The sequence below is a fragment of the Paracoccus yibinensis genome (assembly GCF_030846195.1).
Lineage (GTDB): Bacteria > Pseudomonadota > Alphaproteobacteria > Rhodobacterales > Rhodobacteraceae > Paracoccus > Paracoccus yibinensis.
Genome location: NZ_JAVCWH010000001.1, coordinates 468,718 through 487,626 on the forward strand (window position 1 = coordinate 468,718; position 18,909 = coordinate 487,626).

Genomic DNA, 18,909 nt, shown 5'->3' on the forward strand with positions numbered 1-18,909 from the left:
CGTTCCCCTTATTTCACGGCGCCGAAGGTCAGGCCCCGGACCAGTTGTTTCTGGCTGAACCAGCCCAGCACAAGGATCGGCGCGATGGCCATGACGGATGCCGCCGACAGTTTCGCCCAGAACAGCCCCTGCGGGCTGGAAAAGCTGGCGATGAAGGCCGACAGCGGCGCGGCGTTGGTGGTGGTCAGCTGGATCGTCCAGAAGGCCTCGTTCCAGGCCAGGATGATGTTCAGAAGCAGCGTCGAGGCGATCCCCGGAATCGCCATGGGTGTCAGCACATACAAGATCTCGTCGCGCAGGGTCGCGCCGTCCATCCGCGCTGCCTCCAGGATCTCTCCGGGGATTTCGCGGAAATAGGTATAGAGCATCCAGACCACGATCGGCAGGTTGATCAGCATCAGCAGGATCGTCAGCCCGATCCGCGTGTCCATCAGGCCGGTCCACAGGAAGATCAGATAGATCGGCACCAGCACCGCGACGGCAGGCATCATCTTGGTGGACAGCATCCACATCAGGATGTCCTTGGTCCGTTTCGTGGGCGAGAACGCCATAGCCCAAGCCGCCGGAATCGCCACGATCAGCGCCAGAAGCGTCGATCCGACGGCCAGGATCACCGAATTGGTGAAGGGCCGGAAATAGTTGTTCTGGCTTTGCACCGTCTGGAAGCTTTCCAGCGTGAAGGACGGGATCAGGTCGAAGCCCGCGATGGCTTCCTGTTCCGTCTTCAGGCTGGTGATGATCGTGTAAAGGATCGGAAAGAAGATCAGCAGGGCCACGAACCATGCGGCGACGGTCCAGCCGATCCGGGCGTTGCGGGATGTTGCGCGTGCCATGTTTGCCCCCTCAGTCCAGGTTCTTGCCGACGGCGCGCATCAGGAAGATCGCGATGATGTTGGCCAGGACGACGGCGATGATGCCGCCCGCCGCAGCGCCGCCGATGTCGAAGTTGAGCCGGGCCGCGCGATAGATCAGAAAAGTCAGGTTGGTGGACGCAAAGCCCGGACCCCCATTCGTCGTCACCAGGATTTCCGCATAGACGCCCAGCAGGAAGATCGTCTGGATCAGGATCACCACCGTGATTGCGCGCGCCATGTGCGGCAGGACCAGATACAGGAACCGCGCATGGGCGGGCGCGCCGTCCATCTCGGCCGCTTCCATCTGTTCGGTGTCCAGCGATTGCAGCGAGGTCAGCAGGATCAGCGTCGCGAAGGGCAGCCATTGCCAGGCCACGATCAGGATGATCGAGGTCAGCGGATATTGCGCGAACCAGTCCACCGGCGATGCGCCGAAGAACCGTGCGACATCGGCGAACACCCCATAGCTTGGATGCATGATCATGTTCTTCCAGATCAGCGCCGCCACCGGGGGCATCACGAAGAAGGGGCTGATCACCAGGATCCGCACGACCCCCTGCCCCCAGATCGGCTTGTCGATCAGCATGGCGATGCCGATGCCGCCAGCCACGGTGATCAGCAGCACGCCCAGAACCAGGACCAGCGTGTTCCAGATCGCCTCGAAGAAGGCCGGGTCGGTGTAGAAATACTGATAGTTGAACCACCCCGCCCAACTGGTCATGCCGGGGTTCAGAAGGTTGTAGTTCAGGAACGAGTAATACAGCGTCATGCACAGCGGCACGATCATCCAGACGAACAGCAGGATGATGGCGGGCGCCCGCATCAGCCGGGCAAGCCCCTGGGTCTGGCGTGTGGCCATGGCGAAACTCCGTTGTCGGCAAGGCGCGGGGCAGGCCCGGATTGGCACCGCCCAGAGGAGGGCTGGGCGGTGCCGGACTGGAAACCGAGAGACTCGTTACTTGATGTAACCCGCCCGCGTCATCTCGCGGGTGGTGTTCGACTGGGCCGCCGCAAGCGCATCCTCGGCCGACATCTGCCCCGCAAGGGCCGCCGAGAACTGCTGGCCCACCGCCGTGCCGATGCCCTGGAATTCCGGGATCGCGACGAACTGCCCGCCGGTATAGGGAACGTCCTGCACCGAAGCCTTCTGCGTATTGGCCGCGTTGATGGAATCGATCGTCATGGCCGCGAAGGGCGCCTCGGCCTGATACTCGGGGTTCTCGTAAAGCGAGGTCCGGGTTCCCGGCGGCACCGCGCGCCAGCCCTCGCGTTCGGCGACCAGTTCCGAATATTCCTTGGACGTTGCCCAGGCGATGAAGGTCTGGGCAGCCTCCTGCGCGTCCGAGGATGTCGGGATCGCCAGGCTCCAGGCCCAAAGCCAGTTGCCGCGGTTATCCACGCCCTCGCGGTTGGGGAACTGCGCAAATCCCACGCTGTCGGCCACGGTCGAGGTCTTGGGGTCTGTCACGAAGCTGGCGGCGACGGTGGCGTCGATCCAGATGGCGCACTTGCCCTGCTGGAACAGCGACAGGTTTTCGTTGAAGCCGTTCGACGAGGCGCCGGGCGGGCCGTATTCGTTCATCATGGACAGATAGTCGGTCAGCGTGGCCTTCCACTCCTCGCTGTCGAACTGCGGCTTCCAGTCGGTATCGAACCAGCGCGCGCCATAGCTGTTGGCCATGGCGGTGATGAAGCCCATGTTCTCGCCCCAACCTGGCTTGCCGCGCAGGCAGATGCCGTATTGTTCCTTGGACTTGTCGGTCATCTTCGCCGCCGCGTCGCGGATGTCGGCCCAGGTCGGGGCATCGGGGATGGTCACGCCCGCAGCCTCGGCCAGGTCGGTGCGATACATCACCATCGCCGATTCGGCATAGAACGGCGCCGCATACAGCTTGCCATCGACCGACAATGCGTCCCGGACCGCCGGGATCAGGTCGTCCACATCATAGGCCTCGCCCAGTTCCAGCGGCACCAGCCAGCCCTGCTTGGCCCAGATCGGAACCTCGTAGGTGCCGATGGTCAGCACGTCATACTGGCCGCCCTGCGTGGCGATGTCGGTGGTCACGCGCTCGCGCAGGATGTTTTCCTCAAGCGTCACCCATTCCACCTGGATGCCCGGATTGGCAGCGGTGAATTCATCGGTCAGACCCTGCATGCGGATCATGTCGCCATTGTTCACGGTGGCGATCGTCAGCGTCACATTGTCCTGCGCAGCGGCGATCCCGGCGGTGGCGCACAGCGCCGTCGCACCCAACAGGGCGCGCAAAGTCGTGGTCATGCTATCCTCCCCTTGTCGTTTGGGCATTTGCCACTTCGACGGGCAAATACTCACAAAGCCTTGGCCGTCTGTCAATCAGCAAAGTTTGCCATGCCCGACCAATCCGCCAAAGCGGCAAATTCCCTGCAATCAAGGGGGGATGAGGCTCAGCCGGCCAGCAGACGCTCGGCCGTGGCTTCCGAGGTGATCAGCCCGTTCACCAGATGTCCTACCAGCGCGGCCCGGATTGCAGGCAGCTTGGCTTCGCCGGTTGCAACGGCAATCATCGGCCGTTCACCTGCACGCGGCAAGGGGGCCGAGGCCACGCGTTCGTTGAAGGCGCAGTCGATGATCCGGCCTTCCCGATCGTAAACCCAGCTCGTGATTTCACCCACCGCGCCAAGGGCGGCCAGTTCGTCCATCTCGGCCGCGCTGGCGAAGCCGTCCAGGAACATGGGCGCGCTGCGGTCCATCTGGCCGATGCCCACCAGCGACAGGTCCGCCCGTTCGCACAGGCGGATGGTGTTCTGCACGGCTTCCTGGTTTCGCATCGCAGACAGTTCGGCAGGGTGCCGGGCCAGCACCGGCAGGGGATAGGGGTAATGCGGCGCCCCGATCCGTTCGGCCAGGCTGATCGTCGCGTTATAGGGCGAGGCCGAGCCGTCCTGCATCATGTTGCCCAGTCGGGACACGATCACATGCTGCGGACAGGACATGCGCGGCAATTGTTCCACCGTGGCCTTCAGCGCCCGGCCCGTCCCCAGGCTGACGATGCGCCGTTCGGGTGATTTCAGCGTGCGTTCCAGTTCCGCCGCCGCCGCAATGGCGATGCCGGTCAGCAGGTCGGGCGCATCGGGGTCCGACGGCACGACCTCGCAGGATGCCAAGCCGAAACGGTCCGACAAGGCGCCGGCCAGATCCATGCAGCGCGCGATGGGATGATCGACGCGAACCTTGATCAGCTTCTCGCTGACCGCCATGGCGACCAGCCGCTGCGCCGACTGGCGGCTGACGCCCAGCTTGCGGGCGATTTCGTCCTGGGTATTGCCCGCGACGTAATACAGCCATCCCGCCCGTGCGGCATCATCCAGGCGGACTGCATCGGGGCTGAATCGTCCTGCGTTCACGGGATGGCGGTTCCTTCCTGAAGATCCATCAACAGATGCGGAAAATCGTCCCAGTTGTCAAAGGATCGCACCCGGTCCGGCAGGGCCAGGGGATCATGGCCCCGCAGATGAACGCCGCCCGCGTAATGCAGCACGCGCATCCCCGCCGCCAGCCCGGCCGCGATGCCGGGGCCGCTGTCCTCGATCACCAGGGTGGCGGCGGGCGGGCAGCCCATGCGCTCGGCCGCCAGCAGGAACAGGTCGGGCGCGGGCTTGCCGTGGCGAACCTGGCTTGCCGTGAAGACCCGCCCAGCGAAACGGCCGGTCAGCCCCAGGACATGCAGCGTATGCGCGACCCGCTGCGGGCTTGACGACGTGGCGATGCAGAAAGGGATCCGCAGCGCGTCCAGCATCGCCATGAAGCCGGGGGTCGGCCCCAGTTCGGTGGTAAAGCGGTCCAGCAGGCGCGCGCGGTAATCGGCTTCGAAGCTGTCCGGCAGGGGTTTGCCAAAGTGCTGGCGGATGGTCTGGGCGACGGTCGGGAAACTGCGGCCCACGAAATCGCGCCGCACATCGGTATGGGTGACGGAAATGTCCAGGGCGGCCAGCAGGTCGATCAGGACGGCAGCCGACAGACCCTCGCTGTCGGCGATCACGCCGTCGCAATCGAAGATGATCAGCTTGATCGTCAATGGCCGCCCCCCTTGCCATACCCATGCGGCAAACCGGTGAGAATGCGCAAGTGCAACCCGGCGGCAATTGTGCCACGACTGCCCTGTCAATGCCCTGTCCTACCCCCACGAGGATCCATGCGCGCCGTCCTGATCACCCCGCCGCTTCACAGCCACCTGCGCGCCTTCGAAGCCCTGGCCCGCGAACTGGTCCGCCGCGGCCACGAGGCGATCTTCCTGACGGAACCCGGCATCGCGCTGGAAGACGGTGCGGCGCAGGTCACATTGCCCGGTCCCCCTGCCCGCCCCCAGCCCCGCCGCCTGCTGACCGAGATCGTGGCGGGCGCGCGCCGCACCGACCGGCTGTGCCGCGATGGCCTGGGCGTGCTGCGCGACCTGTCGCCCGACCTGATTCTGGGCGATCAGATGGAACCCGCGTCCGGCCTGCTGGCCCGTGCGCTGGGGCTGCCTTTGGTGTCAGTCGCCTGTGCCGTGCCGGTGGATGCCGAACCGGGCATTCCCCTGCCCTTCCTGGGCTGGCCGCATGATCCCACGGCAGACGGCCTGCGGCGCAACGCGGGGGGCGAACGGGTGGCCGATCTTCTGATGACCCCGCAATCGCGCGTCATCCGGCATTGGGCGCGATCCTGGTCGCTGGGCGATCTGCGCCGCCTGCAGGATTGCCTGTCCCCGGATCTGGCGCTGTCGCAGATGGCGCCGGGCTTCGATTATCCCCGTCCGGTGAACGGAGGTCATATCGTCCCGGCCGGTCCCTTTCGCCAGGGCCAGGTGGCGCAGGACTTTCCGGCCGACATCGCCCCCGATCCGGGGCGGCCGTTCGCCTATGCATCGCTGGGAACCTTGCAGGGCCACCGCGCAGGGCTTCTGGCACGGATCGCGCAGGCTTGCCGCCGGGCAGGCGCGCAGGTGCTTGTATCCCATGCGGGATCGCTGACCGACCGCCAGGCGCGCGCGATCCCGGCGGACTGGGTGCGCAGCTTTGTGCCGCAGCAGGCGGTTCTGGCGCGCGCCGACCTGTGCGTGACCCATGCAGGGCTGAACACCGCGCTGGAATGCCTGGCCGCCGGGGTTCCGATGCTGGCCCTGCCCCTGACCCATGACCAGCCGGGCGTGGCCGCGCGGATCGCCCATTGCGGCGCGGGCCTGCGGCTGCAACCCTGGCAACGCAGCACGGCGCGGATCGCCGCTGCTGTGAGGACCCTGCTGGACAATCCCCGCTATCGCCTGGCGGCACGGCAATTCGCGGCCGAGGCGGGGACGTGGAAAGGCGCGGCGGGCGCCATCGACCGGGTCGAGGCGTTGATCACAGCCCCAAGGCCCGCCACAGCATGATCAGGAACCCGTCGCCCACCCACAGCGACAGCAGCAGTTCCGATCCGACAGCCAAGGCGGCCACCAGCCATCCGGTCAGCGGCAGCGCAAGCGCGGCCCCCAGCACGGTCGCGGTAGTATCGCTGAAGGAATTGACGATGCTGTCCCCGTCATAGGCCAGCGGATCGTCGTCGGAATAGCCGAACAGTTCGATCGCGACGGGAAGGTTCTCGATCACCTCCCAGACGGTGCTGCTGACGATCACGGCCGCGACGATCTTCCACAGCGGCCAGTCGGGCCGTTTCCACCAGACCAGCTTGGCCAGGACAGCCCCAAAGACAAGGTGCAGCACGCTGTAGGGGTCCAGCACCGTCTGCGAATTCAACCCGGCCTGATCCGGCATCGCCCAAAGCTGGCTGCAATCGCAGTTGATCGGGCGACCCAGGATCGCCAGCATCGTCAGCTTTCCCAGAAGCGCCAGCGCGATCAGTGCGACAGCTTGCCGCCCCCAGCCCCGGCTTTGCGGCAATTCGCTTGCATCCAGCGTCAGGCTGGCGGATCGTTCAGGGGACAGCGGCGGGGCGGAACGGTTTTCTTCGGTCATCCTTGCCACAGTAAGGACGCCAGCGGCAGTGACAAGGGGCACAAGATCAACGGGATATGACAGCGAACTCCACAGACATCGTGCTCGTCGGAGCGGGGCTGTCGGCTTCGCTTGCGGCGCTGCGTCTGGCAGGCGCGGCGCGGGTGCTGCTGGTCGATCAGCGACCCGATCCCCTGGCTGGCCATACATGGTCCTTTCACGCGGATGACGTGGATGCAGCCCAGCGCGCCTGGCTGGCCCCGGCGATCCGGCGGGCCTGGGACGGACAGGACGTGCGCTTTCCCGGCTATGACCGGCAGTTGCGGGCGGGCTATGCCTCGGTGGATGCCGAAAGCCTGGGCGCTGCTCTGGCCGATCTGCCCGGGGTGTCTCGGCTGACGGCCCGTGTGACCGCCATCGACGCAACGGGTGTCCTGCTGGCGGACGGGACGCGGATCGACGCGCTTGCCATCGACGCGCGCGGCTTTGCCCCCCATCCCGCCATCCAGGTGCGGTTCCAGAAGTTCCTGGGCCAGGAACTGCGCCTGACCGCCCCTCATGGCCTGACGCGTCCTGTCATCATGGACGCCACCGTGCCCCAGCAGGACGGATACCGGTTCTTCTATCTTCTGCCCTTCGACGACACCCGCATGCTGATCGAGGCGACCTATTATTCCGACGGCGCCGCCCTGTCGGCCGCGGACCAGCGCACGGGCATTGCGGACTATGCGGCAAGCCACGGCTGGCGGGTGGACCATATCGAGCGAGAGGAAAGCGGCGTCCTTCCCATCGCCCTGCGTTTCGACGCCAATGCCTTCTGGCGCACCCGGCCTCGGGACATTCCGGTCATCGGATTGCGCGCCATGCGGTTTCATCCGCTGACGGGGTACAGCCTGCCCCTTGCGGTGCGCAGCGCAGACCTGATCGCGCGGCACTGGCGGCAGGGGCCGCGCGCGCTAGCCCAGGCGCTGCGCCGCAATTCCCTGGCCGAGGCAAAGGCGCAGGGCTTTTATCGCCTGCTGTCGCGGATGCTGTTCGAGGCCGCCGCCCCCGACGAACGCCGCCGCGTGATGGAACGGTTCTATCGCTTGCCGGAACCGCTGATCGAACGGCTTTATGCGGGGCGCAGCACGCTTGCCGACAAGGCCCGCATCCTCACGGGCCGCCCGCCCGTCCCCGTGGGCCGCGCGCTGCGTTGCCTGTCCGAAACCCTCAAGGTGAATCCCGCATGAAACACGAACCCGGCAAGACCGCCGCCGTCATCGGCGCGGGTCTGGGCGGCCTTGCGCTTGCGATCCGTCTGCAAAGCGCGGGCATCGCCACCACCGTCTTTGAAAAGCGCGACAAGCCCGGCGGGCGGGCCTATGTCTATCACGACCAAGGCTTCACCTTCGATGCGGGGCCGACGGTCATCACCGATCCCGAATGCCTGAAAAAGCTGTGGCGCCTGTCGGGCCGCGACATTTCCGAACACGTGACCCTGCTGCCGGTGGAACCCTTCTATCGCCTGTGCTGGGAAGATGGGACGGTCTTCGACTATGCCGACGACCAGCCGTCGATCGAGCGCCAGATCCACGCGATCAACCCCCCCGATGTCGAAGGATATCGCCGTTTCCTGGCCTATTCCCGCGATGTCTATCGCGAGGGCTACGAGAAGCTGGGCACCGTGCCCTTCCTGCATTTCTCGGACATGATCCGCGCCGCGCCTCAGCTGGCCCGCCTTCAGGCTTGGCGGTCAGTGCATTCGATGGTCGCGCGACACATCAAGGACGAACACCTGCGCCAAGCCTTCAGCTTTCACACGCTGCTGGTGGGCGGAAACCCGTTCACGACATCATCCATCTATGCCCTGATCCACGCGCTTGAACGCCAGGGCGGCGTCTGGTTCGCCAAGGGCGGCACCGGCGCCCTTGTCGCGGGCATGGTGCAACTGTTCCAGGAACTGGGCGGCACCATCCACCTGGACAGCCCCGTGGACCGGATCGAGACCGAGGGCAACCGCGCCACCGCCGTCCACGCGCGCGGGCAGCGCCATCCCTTCGACATGGTCGCCAGCAACGCGGACGTGGTCCACACCTATCGCAACCTGCTGGGCGACCCCAAGGGCGAGAAGCTGGCCCGCAAGCGTCATTCGATGTCGCTGTTCGTGATCTATTTCGGGCTGCGCGGCCTGCGGCCGGAGTTGCGGCACCACATGGTCCTGTTCGGTCCCCGCTATCGCGAGCTGATTGGCGAGATCTTCGGGGGCAGGAAGCTGGCGGACGACTTCTCGCTTTACCTGCACGCGCCGTCGGTGACGGATCCAGACCTCGCCCCGGAAGGGTGCAGCGCCTATTACGTGCTGGCCCCGGTGCCGCATCTGGGCACGGTGGACATGGACTGGGACAAGGCGGCCGAGGCTTATCGCGACCGCATCCTGGACTATCTTGAGGAACGCTATATCCCGAACCTGCGCCGCGACCTTGTGACGGTGCGCCACTTTACGCCGCAGGACTTCAAGACCGAACTGAATGCGCATCTGGGATCGGCCTTCTCGATCGAGCCCATCCTGACGCAAAGCGCCTGGTTCCGCCCCCACAACCGCGATGAGCGGCTGGAGAACATGTATATCGTCGGCGCAGGCACCCATCCCGGCGCGGGCATTCCCGGCGTCGTCGGATCGGCCGAGGCCACGGCATCGCTGATGATCGGGGAACGGGCATGAGCGACGCGACCCTGGACCAGGCGCGGCAGTCCATCGCGGTCGGGTCGAAAAGCTTCGCCATGGCCTCGAAATTCCTGCCCGCCGGGATGCACGAGGATTGCGTGATGCTTTACGCGTGGTGCCGCCACGCCGACGACGTGATCGACGGGCAAGAGGCGGGCTTCGCGGCCACGGCCCAGGGCGATCCTGCGGCCCGGCTTGCGGAACTGCGCGACCTGACGCATCGGGCGCTGCGGGGCGACGCAGCCACGCCGGTCTATGCCGGGCTGGCCCGCGTCGTGGAGGCCCGCGACATCCCGCACCGTCATGTCGATGAACTGCTGGACGGCTTCGCGATGGACGTGGACGGACAGGTCTATCACACGATGGGCGACCTGCTGGAATACTGCTATCGCGTGGCGGGGGTCGTCGGCGTGATGATGGCCCGGATCATGGGCGTCCGGGACGAAGCGGTTCTGGACCGCGCCAGCGACCTGGGCCTTGCCTTCCAGCTGACCAACATCGCGCGGGACGTGATCGATGACGCGCGGATCGGGCGAACCTATCTGCCGCGCGATCTGCTGCGGGCCGAGGGGATCGAGGCTGTGGACCCCGACGACCCGGCCCAACGCCCCGCCCTGCACCGCGTCGCGCTGCGCCTGCTGGACGATGCCGAAGTCTACTATCGCAGCGCGGATGTGGGCATCGCGGCCCTGCCCCGCCGCCCGGCCCTGGCCATCGCCGCCGCTCGCAACATCTATCGCCAGATCGGCGTCAAGCTGCGGGCACAGGGGCCGGATGCCTGGAACGGCCGCCTGTCCACGACGAAAGCTGAAAAGCTGCGGCTGGCGGCCAGGGCGGTCGGATCGACCGTTCTGGCCCCGCGCCGCCGCGCGGCCCGGGTCGGCCGCGACGGACTTTACATCAGGCCCTAGGCCGGCAACCAATCCCCGCCCGGCCTTACCGGGCCGCACCTGCCTGCTGCTGCGCGGCGGGCACGCGGTCCAGCATCGGGGTGAAGATGGCGTCGATCATGCAGCGGAACGGCTCGGGCGACAGGCCTGCCCCCACAAGCGCGGCATCCGCCGACGCCAGAAGGGCGCGGCAGCGGAGAAGTGCCTCCTCGGCCCCGAAGACGGCGAGATAGGTTTCCTTGCCCGCGTCCTTGCCGACGTCCTTCCCGATCGCGGTGCTGTCGGACAGCATGTCGATGAGGTCGTCGGCGATCTGGAAGGCCTGCCCCAGATCCTCGCCGAAGCGGCGCAGCAGGCTTCGTTCGCCGTCCGCGCGGCCGCCCAGGATCGCCCCTGCCTCGACCGCGGCGCACAGAAGGGCGCCGGTTTTCAGCGCATTGATGCGGGTGATGCGGTCCAGGGCATCGCCCGTCTGGTCCGCGTCGGAAAATCCGTTCAGATCCAGTTCCTGACCGGCGACCAGCCCCTGCCAGCCCATCACCCCCGACAGGATCGCCACCAGGGCGCCGCGCTGGACGGCGTCCATGCCTGGAAGGCTGTTGGCGATGGACACGGCGTGGTTCAGCAGGCCGATGGCGGTCAGGATCGCCGTCGCCTCGCCGAAGCGGGCATGGGTCGTGGGGCGTCCGCGCCGCAGCATGGCGTTGTCCATCGACGGCAGGTCGTCGATGATCAGCGAGGCGGTATGCACCATCTCCAGCGCCACGGCCATGTCCAGCACGGCGCCCCGGTCGGCCGCATCCCCCGCGACCAGGTGCAACAGATAGGGCCGCAGCCGCTTGCCGCTGGACATGGCGTCGCGCGCGGCCTCGACCAGGCGGGCGGGCGCTGGCGCAAGCTGGGACAGGTGATGCGTGATGCGCTGGTCCAGCTGGCGCACGAAACCCGCCTGGGCATCAGGATGGCGGGGTGCCGTGTTCGGCTTGTCTATTGCCTGCTGGTGCATGAGACTGTCCTTCAAAACGGGCGTTGTGCAGACAGGGACAACGCGAAACGACAAGGGCTGATAGGCATGACCCACCCCGACCCGTCGCTTGGGAAAGACAATGATTCCGGTCTCACGCTCACCTCTCGGAAAGAACAGCATCTGGACGTCGTGCTTGCCGGACTGGCAAGCCCGACAATAACGACCGGCTTGGAGGCGGTCCTGTTCGAACACGTCGCACTGCCCGAAGTTTCATGGCACGATGTCGATTTGTCCACCGAATTTCTGGGCCACCGCATTGACGCCCCCGTGATGATCGGGTCGATGACGGGCGGGCCAAGCCGCGCGGGCGCGATCAATCGCGTCCTGGCGCAGGTCTGCCAGCGGTTGCGCCTGCCCCTGGCTGTCGGATCGCAGCGCGTGATGATCGAGGGCGGAAGCACGGCGGGGCTGGACGGCAGCCTGCGCAAGCTTGCCCCCGACGTTCCGATCCTGGCCAATTTCGGCGCGGCGCAGCTGAACCGGGGCTTCGGCCGCGATCAGGCCCTGCAGGCTGTCGAGGCGATTGGCGCAAATGCGCTGATCCTGCATCTGAACCCCTTGCAGGAAGCCGTGCAACCCGAAGGCGACCGCGACTGGCGCGGCCTTGCCGCCAAGATCGGCGCCCTGGCCCGCGACCTGCCCGTGCCGGTCGTCGTGAAAGAGGTTGGCACGGGACTGTCCGTGCCCGTCATTGCCCGCCTGGCCGACGAGGGGATCACCCATTTCGACGTCGCGGGCGCGGGCGGCACGGACTGGGCACGGGTCGAGGCCGCGCGTGCGCCCGATCCGGTCTCGGCCCAGGTGGCCGCCTGCTTTGCGGGTTGGGGCATCCCCACGTCCCAGGCGATCCGCGCCGCCCGCGAGGCAACACCGGATGCAACCATCATCGGATCGGGGGGTATCATCACGGGTCTGGACGCCGCGCGGGCCATCCGGCTGGGTGCGGATGTGGTGTCGCTGGCGGGGGCTGTCCTCGCCTCGGCAATCGAGGGGCCAGGGGCGCTGGAACAGCAACTGGATATCGTGCTGAAGCAGTTGCGCACCGCCTGTTTCTGCACCGGCAGCGCGAATCTTGCGGAACTGCGCCGGGCGCGGCTGCGCTGAGGAAGGAACGGCGCCCCGAAGGCGCCGTCCTGTCTTGCAGAGTTCAGATGTTCCGGTCAGTGTCGCGGCGAATGGTGCCGGTCGCGTCGCGGTCGTCCTCGATCTCGACCTCGGTATGGCGCACTGTGTCCGAGATCGTCTCGCGATGGGTGTCGCTGGTCTTGCGCAAACCGATCTCCTCGACCACGCGGGCCTCTTTCTGCACCACCGCTTCCTCGCGGTACTCCTCGGCCTCGAGCACGCGGTCCTGGAAGGTCGCATCCTCTCCGGTCAAGGCACGGTCAACCGGGCGGCGTTCGATTTCCACACGCTCCTCGCGCAGATCGACGCTTTCGGTGACAGGCTCCTCGACCGTATAGGCGCGGACGCGGACACGGCCATGGCTGGTGTCGCGCTTGCCGATGCGGATGCGTTCCTCGACCACGGGGATCGTTTCGTCTGACCGCAGACCCATCTGCTCGCCATGCGCGCCATATTCCGTGCGCGCGTCCAGATCGCCGGACAGCGAACCGCCCGCCGTGGCCGCGCCAGCGGATGCCGTTGCATAGCTGCTGGATTCGTATCCGCCCCAGCCCTCGGCCCGCCAGCTGTCGGTGCGTTCGTCCAGATTGATGCTGCCTTCATCATCCAGGATGTCCAGGGCCGTGTCGTATTCCGACGACCCAAGGCCGGTCACCGTGACCAGATAGCCCCCGCGCGACAGCCCTTCGGCATAGGCATAGCGGTCTTCGTCGGGAAAGAAGAAATCGCTGAGGGAATCCCAAAAGCCCTTTTCGTCACCAGTCCTTGTGCCGGTCGCCGCAGTGACGTCCGATCCGCCGGACACCATTCTGATCCGTGCGGTCGGAATACCCGCCTGGACCAGGCGGTCCACTGCGCGCTGCGCGTCGTTCTGGTTGTCGAACATGGCGGAAACCGAAGTGCCGCCCATGCTGCCGGTTTGATTGTCATAGGTCATCGTGATCTTCCTTGTTGTTGGATGGGGTCGGATCAAAGCCCTGCCCGTTTTCGGACATGCGTTCGACCCGAACGACCTGACGCTGCGTTTCCGCCGCAATCTCGACGGTTTCCTGGCGGTATATTCGCCGAACATGGACCTCCTCCCGAAGATACAGTTCGCGCGTCACGACCAGCCGTTCCTCGACAACGGGAATGATCGTCAGATCGTCCTGGGTCGTCACCTCTGGCACGGCGTCGATCCTGCGGTTGACGGGCACCCGAACCACCTCGACTTCTGTGCTGGACAGATCTGCCGGCAGGAGATGGTCGACGGTTTCGGTCTGCGTCGAGACGCGCACCCGTCCAGTGACCATGGCCTGCTTTGACAGCGATACCGTTTCCTCGATAACGGGAATGATATCGGCATTGGGTTCGTCAGGCATTCGCCCTCCGCGGTTCATCGGTCCTTGCGACCAGCCATGGAACAACAGACGCTGCTGCGATGCGTTCGTTCACATAAAAGAGAGCGGCTGAAAGCTGCCGGATTCGGGCAAGTCAGCACCCCTGGGTCAGCACATGCCCTGAGATGCTCTCCGAGAAGTTCGACGGCTGATGCCCTCACAGGAAGGAGGCAGGACAACCCCCCTCAACGGACCATCATTTAATCAATTGAAATCAATTATTTTCAGGTCGACAAAATCAAGATTTATTATCGCAATCCTTGGACCAGAGGATTTGGAAGTGAATGCATCATATAAATCCCGCAAACAAATACTTTACCAACAGGCGAGTCTGAGTTAATAATTAAAACCATATCCTTGATTTAGTAAATGTTGTCTCTCGTCAGGACCGCGTTCCGCGGCACCTGACCGTTCATGGGTGCCCAGGGATGCTATCGCTGACTGATGGATTCTCGATCGAGGGGGTCGATTTCTTTCGCGACGACGAAGCGAAGGAGGTCTTCTATTACCTTCCCAAGTCCGTTGAACTTGCCCGCCACCCGGACGGGTCGCCCCAGTTCCAGTTCGTTCTGTATCAGGCCGGGCTGCCGATCGAGGGCAAGCAGCAGGGCGGCGGCTTCATCGTGATGACCACGATGCTGACAGCCCCCGCCGACGTGATCGGTCCCAGGGCCATGGACAGGGCGCAGCAGATCCTGCGGTCCGAGGCGCCTTCGCCCGGCGCGCCCATCCCCACGCCCAAGATACGGCCGGTCAATTTCACCAGCGGCACGGCCGCCCTGCGGATCGCGCGCGGCACGGGCGGGATGCTGATCAACAATATCGACCTGGGCAAGCCATCGCTGTTTGGCAGCAATACCGTGTCCATCGTGGCCGACATGCCCTTCGAGGGTGCCCAGATCTTTGCCGACGTGCTGCGCCAGGGCGGCGACATCGCGGCGGTGGAATACAACCTGGAATTCGAGGTGCGCCTGCCCGCCGTCGTGATCGAGGCGCATATCAGTTCGTCCCGCGTGCGCAATGTCGTGGCGACCTATACCACCCAGCAGGTCGTGGACGAGGATTTCTGGGGCGGCGACACCACCACGGAAACCCGCAAACGCACCGGCTATTCCGAATTCCTGCGCGAGAATTCCCTGGTGGAACTGGAAATCCGCGCCGGATCGGCCGAGGTCGAACTGGACGACGACATGATATCGGACCTGCGCGACTTCGCCCTGGGCGCGATGGACAAGTTCATCAACGAACAATGGCTGAACGTGGGCGGCATCCTGACGACGGAACAGCTGCAAAGCGAATGGCTGGAATTCATCAACGAGGATTTCGAAAAGAACTTCGATCTGGTCCTGACCCAGTCCGACGTCATCCTGCGGCAATACAACCCAAGCGCGACGATCAACCCGACCTTCATCACCGCCGATGTCAACGACTACCTGATCATCGTCGATACCATCGCCCATCCCTTCTTCCAGCGGCTGGAGGTCGATGTCTCGACCAGCTTCGATTTCGAACGGTTCGAGGATTACGTCCATTCGATCGTCGTGGACCTGATCTATGACAGCCCCGACAACACCGGGCGACGCATCCAGAAATCCGAAAGCTTCATCTTCACCAAGGACGACAACCAGCGGAAGAAATTCATCACCGCCAAGGGCCGCAGCAACGAATACCAGGTCATCGCCGAGGTGCATTACCGCGACGGCCCTGTCCTGAAGCAACGGCTGCTGAACGCGACGTCGATCGCGCCGGCACAGGTCATCGCCGTGGCCAACCCGGGCGAGATCAACGTGACCTTTACCGCCCCCGCCATCGGCTTTGACGGCGATCTGCAATCCATCGACATCGAACTGGCCTATGAGGATCGCCGCAACAACGTCCTGCCGTTCACGGAACAGCACAGCCTGACCAAGGACAGCCCGCAGGTCCAGATCAAGAAGCCCGTCTATTCGCCCGAGGTCAGGCCCTTCCGCTATCGCGTCACCCATGTCTTTCCGACGCAGAAGATCTCGACCCCCTGGCTGGAAGCGCCCGCAGGCACGACGAACATCAAGGTATCCACCCCGTTCGAGGATGAACTGCGACTGGACGTGGTGCCTTCGGCAGACTGGAACGAACTCAGCGGCATCCTGGTGTCGCTGACCTATGACGACCCCGAAAACGACGTTCGCAGCCAGCAGTCGCTGTTCTTCGCCCCCGACGAGGTGGGCAAGATCAAGACCTTCATCGCGCCCCTGAAGGATCCGGCGAAGCGGACCGTATCGGTGGCGGAAACGCATCTGTTCAAGTCCGGCGCGGCGCGCACCCTGCCCGCCCGCTCCATCGACGCAACCGGCGTCCCGGCGGTCGTGGGCAACGCGCCGGGCGGCGTTTACCGGCTGACCGTTTCGGGCGAGGATCTGGCCTTCGGGACCGAGGTGCGGCGGGCCATGGTGACGCTGCGCTATGACGATCCCGCCAACGGGGTGTCGGACACGCATGGGGTGATCCTGCGCGACGCGGACGACACCTCGGTCTGGACGGTTGCCTTGGCGGATCCGGCCCGGCTGGATTACACCTATCGCGTCGATTACGTCCTGGCCTCGGGTGAACGGATCGACGGACAGGACCAGACCGACACATTCACCAACCCGGAAGGCTGGCTGATCCTGGACCCGCCGGCACGGTGATGCAGGGGATCGCGCGATGCTGTCCTTTGCCCCGCCCATCCGGCTGATCGAGGGCCACCCCGTCTTTGCCGACCACGGGGACCCGGGCCTTTTCCACGTCCTGCCGGCGGCGCCCCTGCTGGCCGATGCACCTGACGGCGGCCCGGCCTTCGGCCTGATGCGGTATCTGGGCGACGGGGCGGGCGGCGCGGCCCTGGCGGGCGGGTTCCTGTCGCTGACCACGGAACTGCCGGTGCCCCAGGCCGCGCAGGACCGGATCGCGCAGCGCCTGTCCGACGAACTGGGCCGGGCCGTTCGCCTGTCCCTGCCGCTGTTCGACGACGGTCAGGTGGAACTGACCCTGCTGGGCCAGACCCAGGGCGGGGCCGCCACGCCCGGCACCCCGTTCGAGGTGACGGTCCTGGGCAGCACCCGTCCGTCCATGGCGGGCGTGAACACCGCCAGCTTCCAGGTCGCCCTGAACGCCACGGCCGCCGCCTTCATCGAGGCGGGAGTGGGCGATCCGACCCTGCCCGCGCTTGTGGTCTATCGCATGGCGCTGTCGGGGCTGCACCCGGCCTATCGCGTCAAGGTTTCGGGCGACCTGTCGCGGCTGGAACAGGAACTGGACGCGCGGTTTCGCGCAAATGTGTGGTATGTCCGGGCCGATATCGCGGCCCAGACCCGAGATGCGCTTTCGACCGCAGGCGTGCGCGTCGATACCGTCATCATGGACGGCCAGGCCACCGACGACGCGGCGGCGGCCGAACGCGCCGTGCTGGACTGGATCACCGAGACCTATTTCGATCCCGCCTATGGCACGACGCCCCCGCCCGCGCCCACCCTGGTCGATTCCCTTGCCGGGACGGTGACGGATCTGTTCGACACGCTGATGCCCGGCGCGTCCTTCAAGCTGAAGACGCGGCGCGAGAACGATGTCCGCCAGATCGACGCGGTGCTGAACCGCACCACCGTCCGCCGCCGCGACCTGGTGTTCCAGGCAACGCTTGGCCATGAACTGCATGCCCTGCGCGTGGATCAGGACGGCAACGAACGCCCCGGCTGGCCCGCCCTGCGCGACCGTCTGATCGGCGGGGTCAACATCGCATCCATCCCCCGCCGGGAAGTGAGCGTCGGGGTCATGGACCGCTTCGCCAGCGACGGCCTGTTCGCAGTCGAGGTGGATCTGGCCCTGCCCGATCCCGATGGCGGGGGCGATCTGCACCCGGAAACCTTCATCTTCCACGATGCGGCCGACCGACAGCTTTATGCGGTCAACCTGCTGGATGCGGCGTCCGGATTGCTGACAGATCCCTATCGCTATCGGCTGCGCTGCCATTACGACCCCGCATCGGATTTCGGGCAACGCCCGTCCGAAACCGGCCCCTGGATCGAAGGCCGCGCGGGGGAATTGATCGTGGATCCGCGCGTCGATGGTCCCTACCGCCTGCGCCAGCCCGTCATCGGCGTGGCACCCGGCTTTCCCTTTGCGCAATTCCCGCAGGTCACTGTCGATCTGCGCCGCATGGAGGGGACCGAGGAAACGCAGCGCGCCATGCTGGCCCTGACCGCCGACCGACCGGAAGCCGAATGGACATTCCGCGGCCATGGCGCGGACCCGCAGGATTTCGAATACCGCCTGCAATTCGAACGCCCCATGGCCCAGGGCGGGCCGGTGGCCCTGGACTGGCGCCGGGAACCGGGCCTGCGCGTGACCCTGCCCGACCCCTTGCCGCACCGCCGCCGCGCGACCTTCTTTGCGACCCTGCCCTGGTCCGAGGTGACGATCGCCTTTCTGGAAATCCGCTATGACGACCCGGCCAACGGGTTGCGCATCGACGAACGCATCAACCTGTCCCCGGACCAGCCGCTGATCGAACGGGATTATGCCATCGCGGACCCGCAGGTCGCGGCCCTGACCTATCGCCTGACCGCGCTGATGACCGGGCGCGGCGTCGTGCAGGGCGACTGGCGCGAGACGACCGACACCACCATCGCCATTGGCCGCGAACTGGTCGAGATGCGCGCGGTCCGGTTCCGCGCCCTTGGCCTGCCCCTGTCCCTGCACCGGCTTGCCGAATTGCGGATCGAGGCGCAGGCGCTTGGGTCCGACGGCACCCTGCATCATCAGCACCGCATCGCCGTCGCGGGGGATCAGACGGGCACCGATCTTGGCACCTGGACCTTTCCGCGCTTCGCCCCCGAGGTGGCGCGTCTGCGCATCAAGGCCGACTGGCGCGATACCAACGGCTTTCCGAATGGCAGCCCCTGGACCGACTGGCCCCGCGACCTGGTCCTGATCCGCGTGCCGCAGATGACATTCCAGGCCTAGG

General features: G+C 65.8%; 16 protein-coding genes. 7 read left to right on the top strand and 9 right to left on the bottom strand.

What is annotated here, in order from left to right; translation table 11 throughout:
* Nucleotides 1–8: 8 nt before the first annotated feature.
* From RAH32_RS02410 to RAH32_RS02430, 5 genes are all read right to left on the bottom strand, one after another.
* Entirely contained in the window at nucleotides 9–833 is an 825-nt protein-coding gene (locus RAH32_RS02410) for a carbohydrate ABC transporter permease (protein ID WP_306604791.1), read from the bottom strand.
* Nucleotides 834–843: 10 nt separating this feature from the next.
* Nucleotides 844–1,713, bottom strand: coding sequence for a carbohydrate ABC transporter permease (locus RAH32_RS02415; RefSeq protein WP_306604792.1), 870 nt, complete (start codon nucleotides 1,711–1,713; stop codon nucleotides 844–846).
* Between the two features lie 96 nt (nucleotides 1,714–1,809).
* The gene (locus RAH32_RS02420; protein ID WP_306604793.1) at nucleotides 1,810–3,132 is read right to left on the bottom strand and encodes an ABC transporter substrate-binding protein; all 1,323 of its coding nucleotides are present in this window, start codon (nucleotides 3,130–3,132) and stop codon (nucleotides 1,810–1,812) included.
* 146 nt (nucleotides 3,133–3,278) lie between these two features.
* The gene (locus RAH32_RS02425) at nucleotides 3,279–4,238 is read right to left on the bottom strand and encodes a sugar-binding transcriptional regulator (protein WP_306604794.1); all 960 of its coding nucleotides are present in this window, start codon (nucleotides 4,236–4,238) and stop codon (nucleotides 3,279–3,281) included.
* Nucleotides 4,235–4,909, bottom strand: coding sequence for an HAD family hydrolase (locus RAH32_RS02430; protein ID WP_306604795.1), 675 nt, complete (start codon nucleotides 4,907–4,909; stop codon nucleotides 4,235–4,237). The genes RAH32_RS02425 and RAH32_RS02430 overlap by 4 nt, the downstream gene beginning before the upstream one ends.
* A 117-nt stretch (nucleotides 4,910–5,026) precedes the next feature.
* On the opposite strand from RAH32_RS02430, the gene RAH32_RS02435 reads away from it, so the two are divergent.
* Nucleotides 5,027–6,241 (top strand): glycosyltransferase, encoded by a 1,215-nt coding sequence (locus RAH32_RS02435; RefSeq protein WP_306604796.1) that lies wholly within the window; start codon nucleotides 5,027–5,029, stop codon nucleotides 6,239–6,241.
* Here the strand turns inward: RAH32_RS02435 and RAH32_RS02440 are convergent.
* A complete protein-coding gene (locus tag RAH32_RS02440; protein WP_306604797.1) occupies nucleotides 6,213–6,824 on the bottom strand; it encodes a DUF2585 family protein in 612 nt (203 codons plus the stop codon). The genes RAH32_RS02435 and RAH32_RS02440 overlap by 29 nt on opposite strands.
* Before the next feature lie 56 nt (nucleotides 6,825–6,880).
* On the opposite strand from RAH32_RS02440, the gene crtY reads away from it, so the two are divergent.
* Genes crtY through RAH32_RS02455 form a run of 3 tightly spaced genes read left to right on the top strand, consistent with a single transcriptional unit; the run spans nucleotide 6,881 to nucleotide 10,421 of the window.
* Nucleotides 6,881–8,035 (top strand): lycopene beta-cyclase CrtY, encoded by a 1,155-nt coding sequence (gene crtY, locus RAH32_RS02445; RefSeq protein ID WP_306604799.1) that lies wholly within the window; start codon nucleotides 6,881–6,883, stop codon nucleotides 8,033–8,035.
* Nucleotides 8,032–9,507 (top strand): phytoene desaturase, encoded by a 1,476-nt coding sequence (locus RAH32_RS02450; protein ID WP_306604800.1) that lies wholly within the window; start codon nucleotides 8,032–8,034, stop codon nucleotides 9,505–9,507. Before crtY ends, RAH32_RS02450 begins: the two co-directional genes overlap by 4 nt.
* Nucleotides 9,504–10,421 carry a phytoene/squalene synthase family protein gene (locus RAH32_RS02455; protein WP_306604801.1) on the top strand — a complete coding sequence of 306 codons (918 nt, stop codon included), beginning with the start codon at nucleotides 9,504–9,506 and terminating at the stop codon, nucleotides 10,419–10,421. Before RAH32_RS02450 ends, RAH32_RS02455 begins: the two co-directional genes overlap by 4 nt.
* 25 nt (nucleotides 10,422–10,446) lie before the next feature.
* Here RAH32_RS02455 and RAH32_RS02460 read toward each other — a convergent pair whose 3' ends face one another.
* The gene (locus tag RAH32_RS02460; RefSeq protein ID WP_306604802.1) at nucleotides 10,447–11,406 is read right to left on the bottom strand and encodes a polyprenyl synthetase family protein; all 960 of its coding nucleotides are present in this window, start codon (nucleotides 11,404–11,406) and stop codon (nucleotides 10,447–10,449) included.
* A 66-nt stretch (nucleotides 11,407–11,472) separates the two neighbouring features.
* On the opposite strand from RAH32_RS02460, the gene fni reads away from it, so the two are divergent.
* On the top strand, nucleotides 11,473–12,531 hold the full coding sequence (gene fni / locus RAH32_RS02465) for a type 2 isopentenyl-diphosphate Delta-isomerase (RefSeq protein ID WP_306604803.1): 1,059 nt from the start codon (nucleotides 11,473–11,475) through the stop codon (nucleotides 12,529–12,531).
* A 43-nt stretch (nucleotides 12,532–12,574) separates the two neighbouring features.
* Here the strand turns inward: fni and RAH32_RS02470 are convergent, their stop codons facing one another.
* Both RAH32_RS02470 and RAH32_RS02475 read right to left on the bottom strand, forming a co-directional pair.
* Nucleotides 12,575–13,489, bottom strand: coding sequence for a YsnF/AvaK domain-containing protein (locus RAH32_RS02470; RefSeq protein ID WP_306604804.1), 915 nt, complete (start codon nucleotides 13,487–13,489; stop codon nucleotides 12,575–12,577).
* Nucleotides 13,479–13,913, bottom strand: coding sequence for a YsnF/AvaK domain-containing protein (locus tag RAH32_RS02475; protein ID WP_306604806.1), 435 nt, complete (start codon nucleotides 13,911–13,913; stop codon nucleotides 13,479–13,481). The genes RAH32_RS02470 and RAH32_RS02475 overlap by 11 nt, the downstream gene beginning before the upstream one ends.
* A 446-nt stretch (nucleotides 13,914–14,359) precedes the next feature.
* On the opposite strand from RAH32_RS02475, the gene RAH32_RS02480 reads away from it, so the two are divergent.
* Nucleotides 14,360–16,597, top strand: coding sequence for a hypothetical protein (locus RAH32_RS02480; RefSeq protein WP_306604807.1), 2,238 nt, complete (start codon nucleotides 14,360–14,362; stop codon nucleotides 16,595–16,597).
* Between the two features lie 16 nt (nucleotides 16,598–16,613).
* Nucleotides 16,614–18,908 (top strand): hypothetical protein, encoded by a 2,295-nt coding sequence (locus RAH32_RS02485; RefSeq protein ID WP_306604808.1) that lies wholly within the window; start codon nucleotides 16,614–16,616, stop codon nucleotides 18,906–18,908.
* The last annotated feature ends 1 nt before the right edge of the window (nucleotide 18,909 follow it).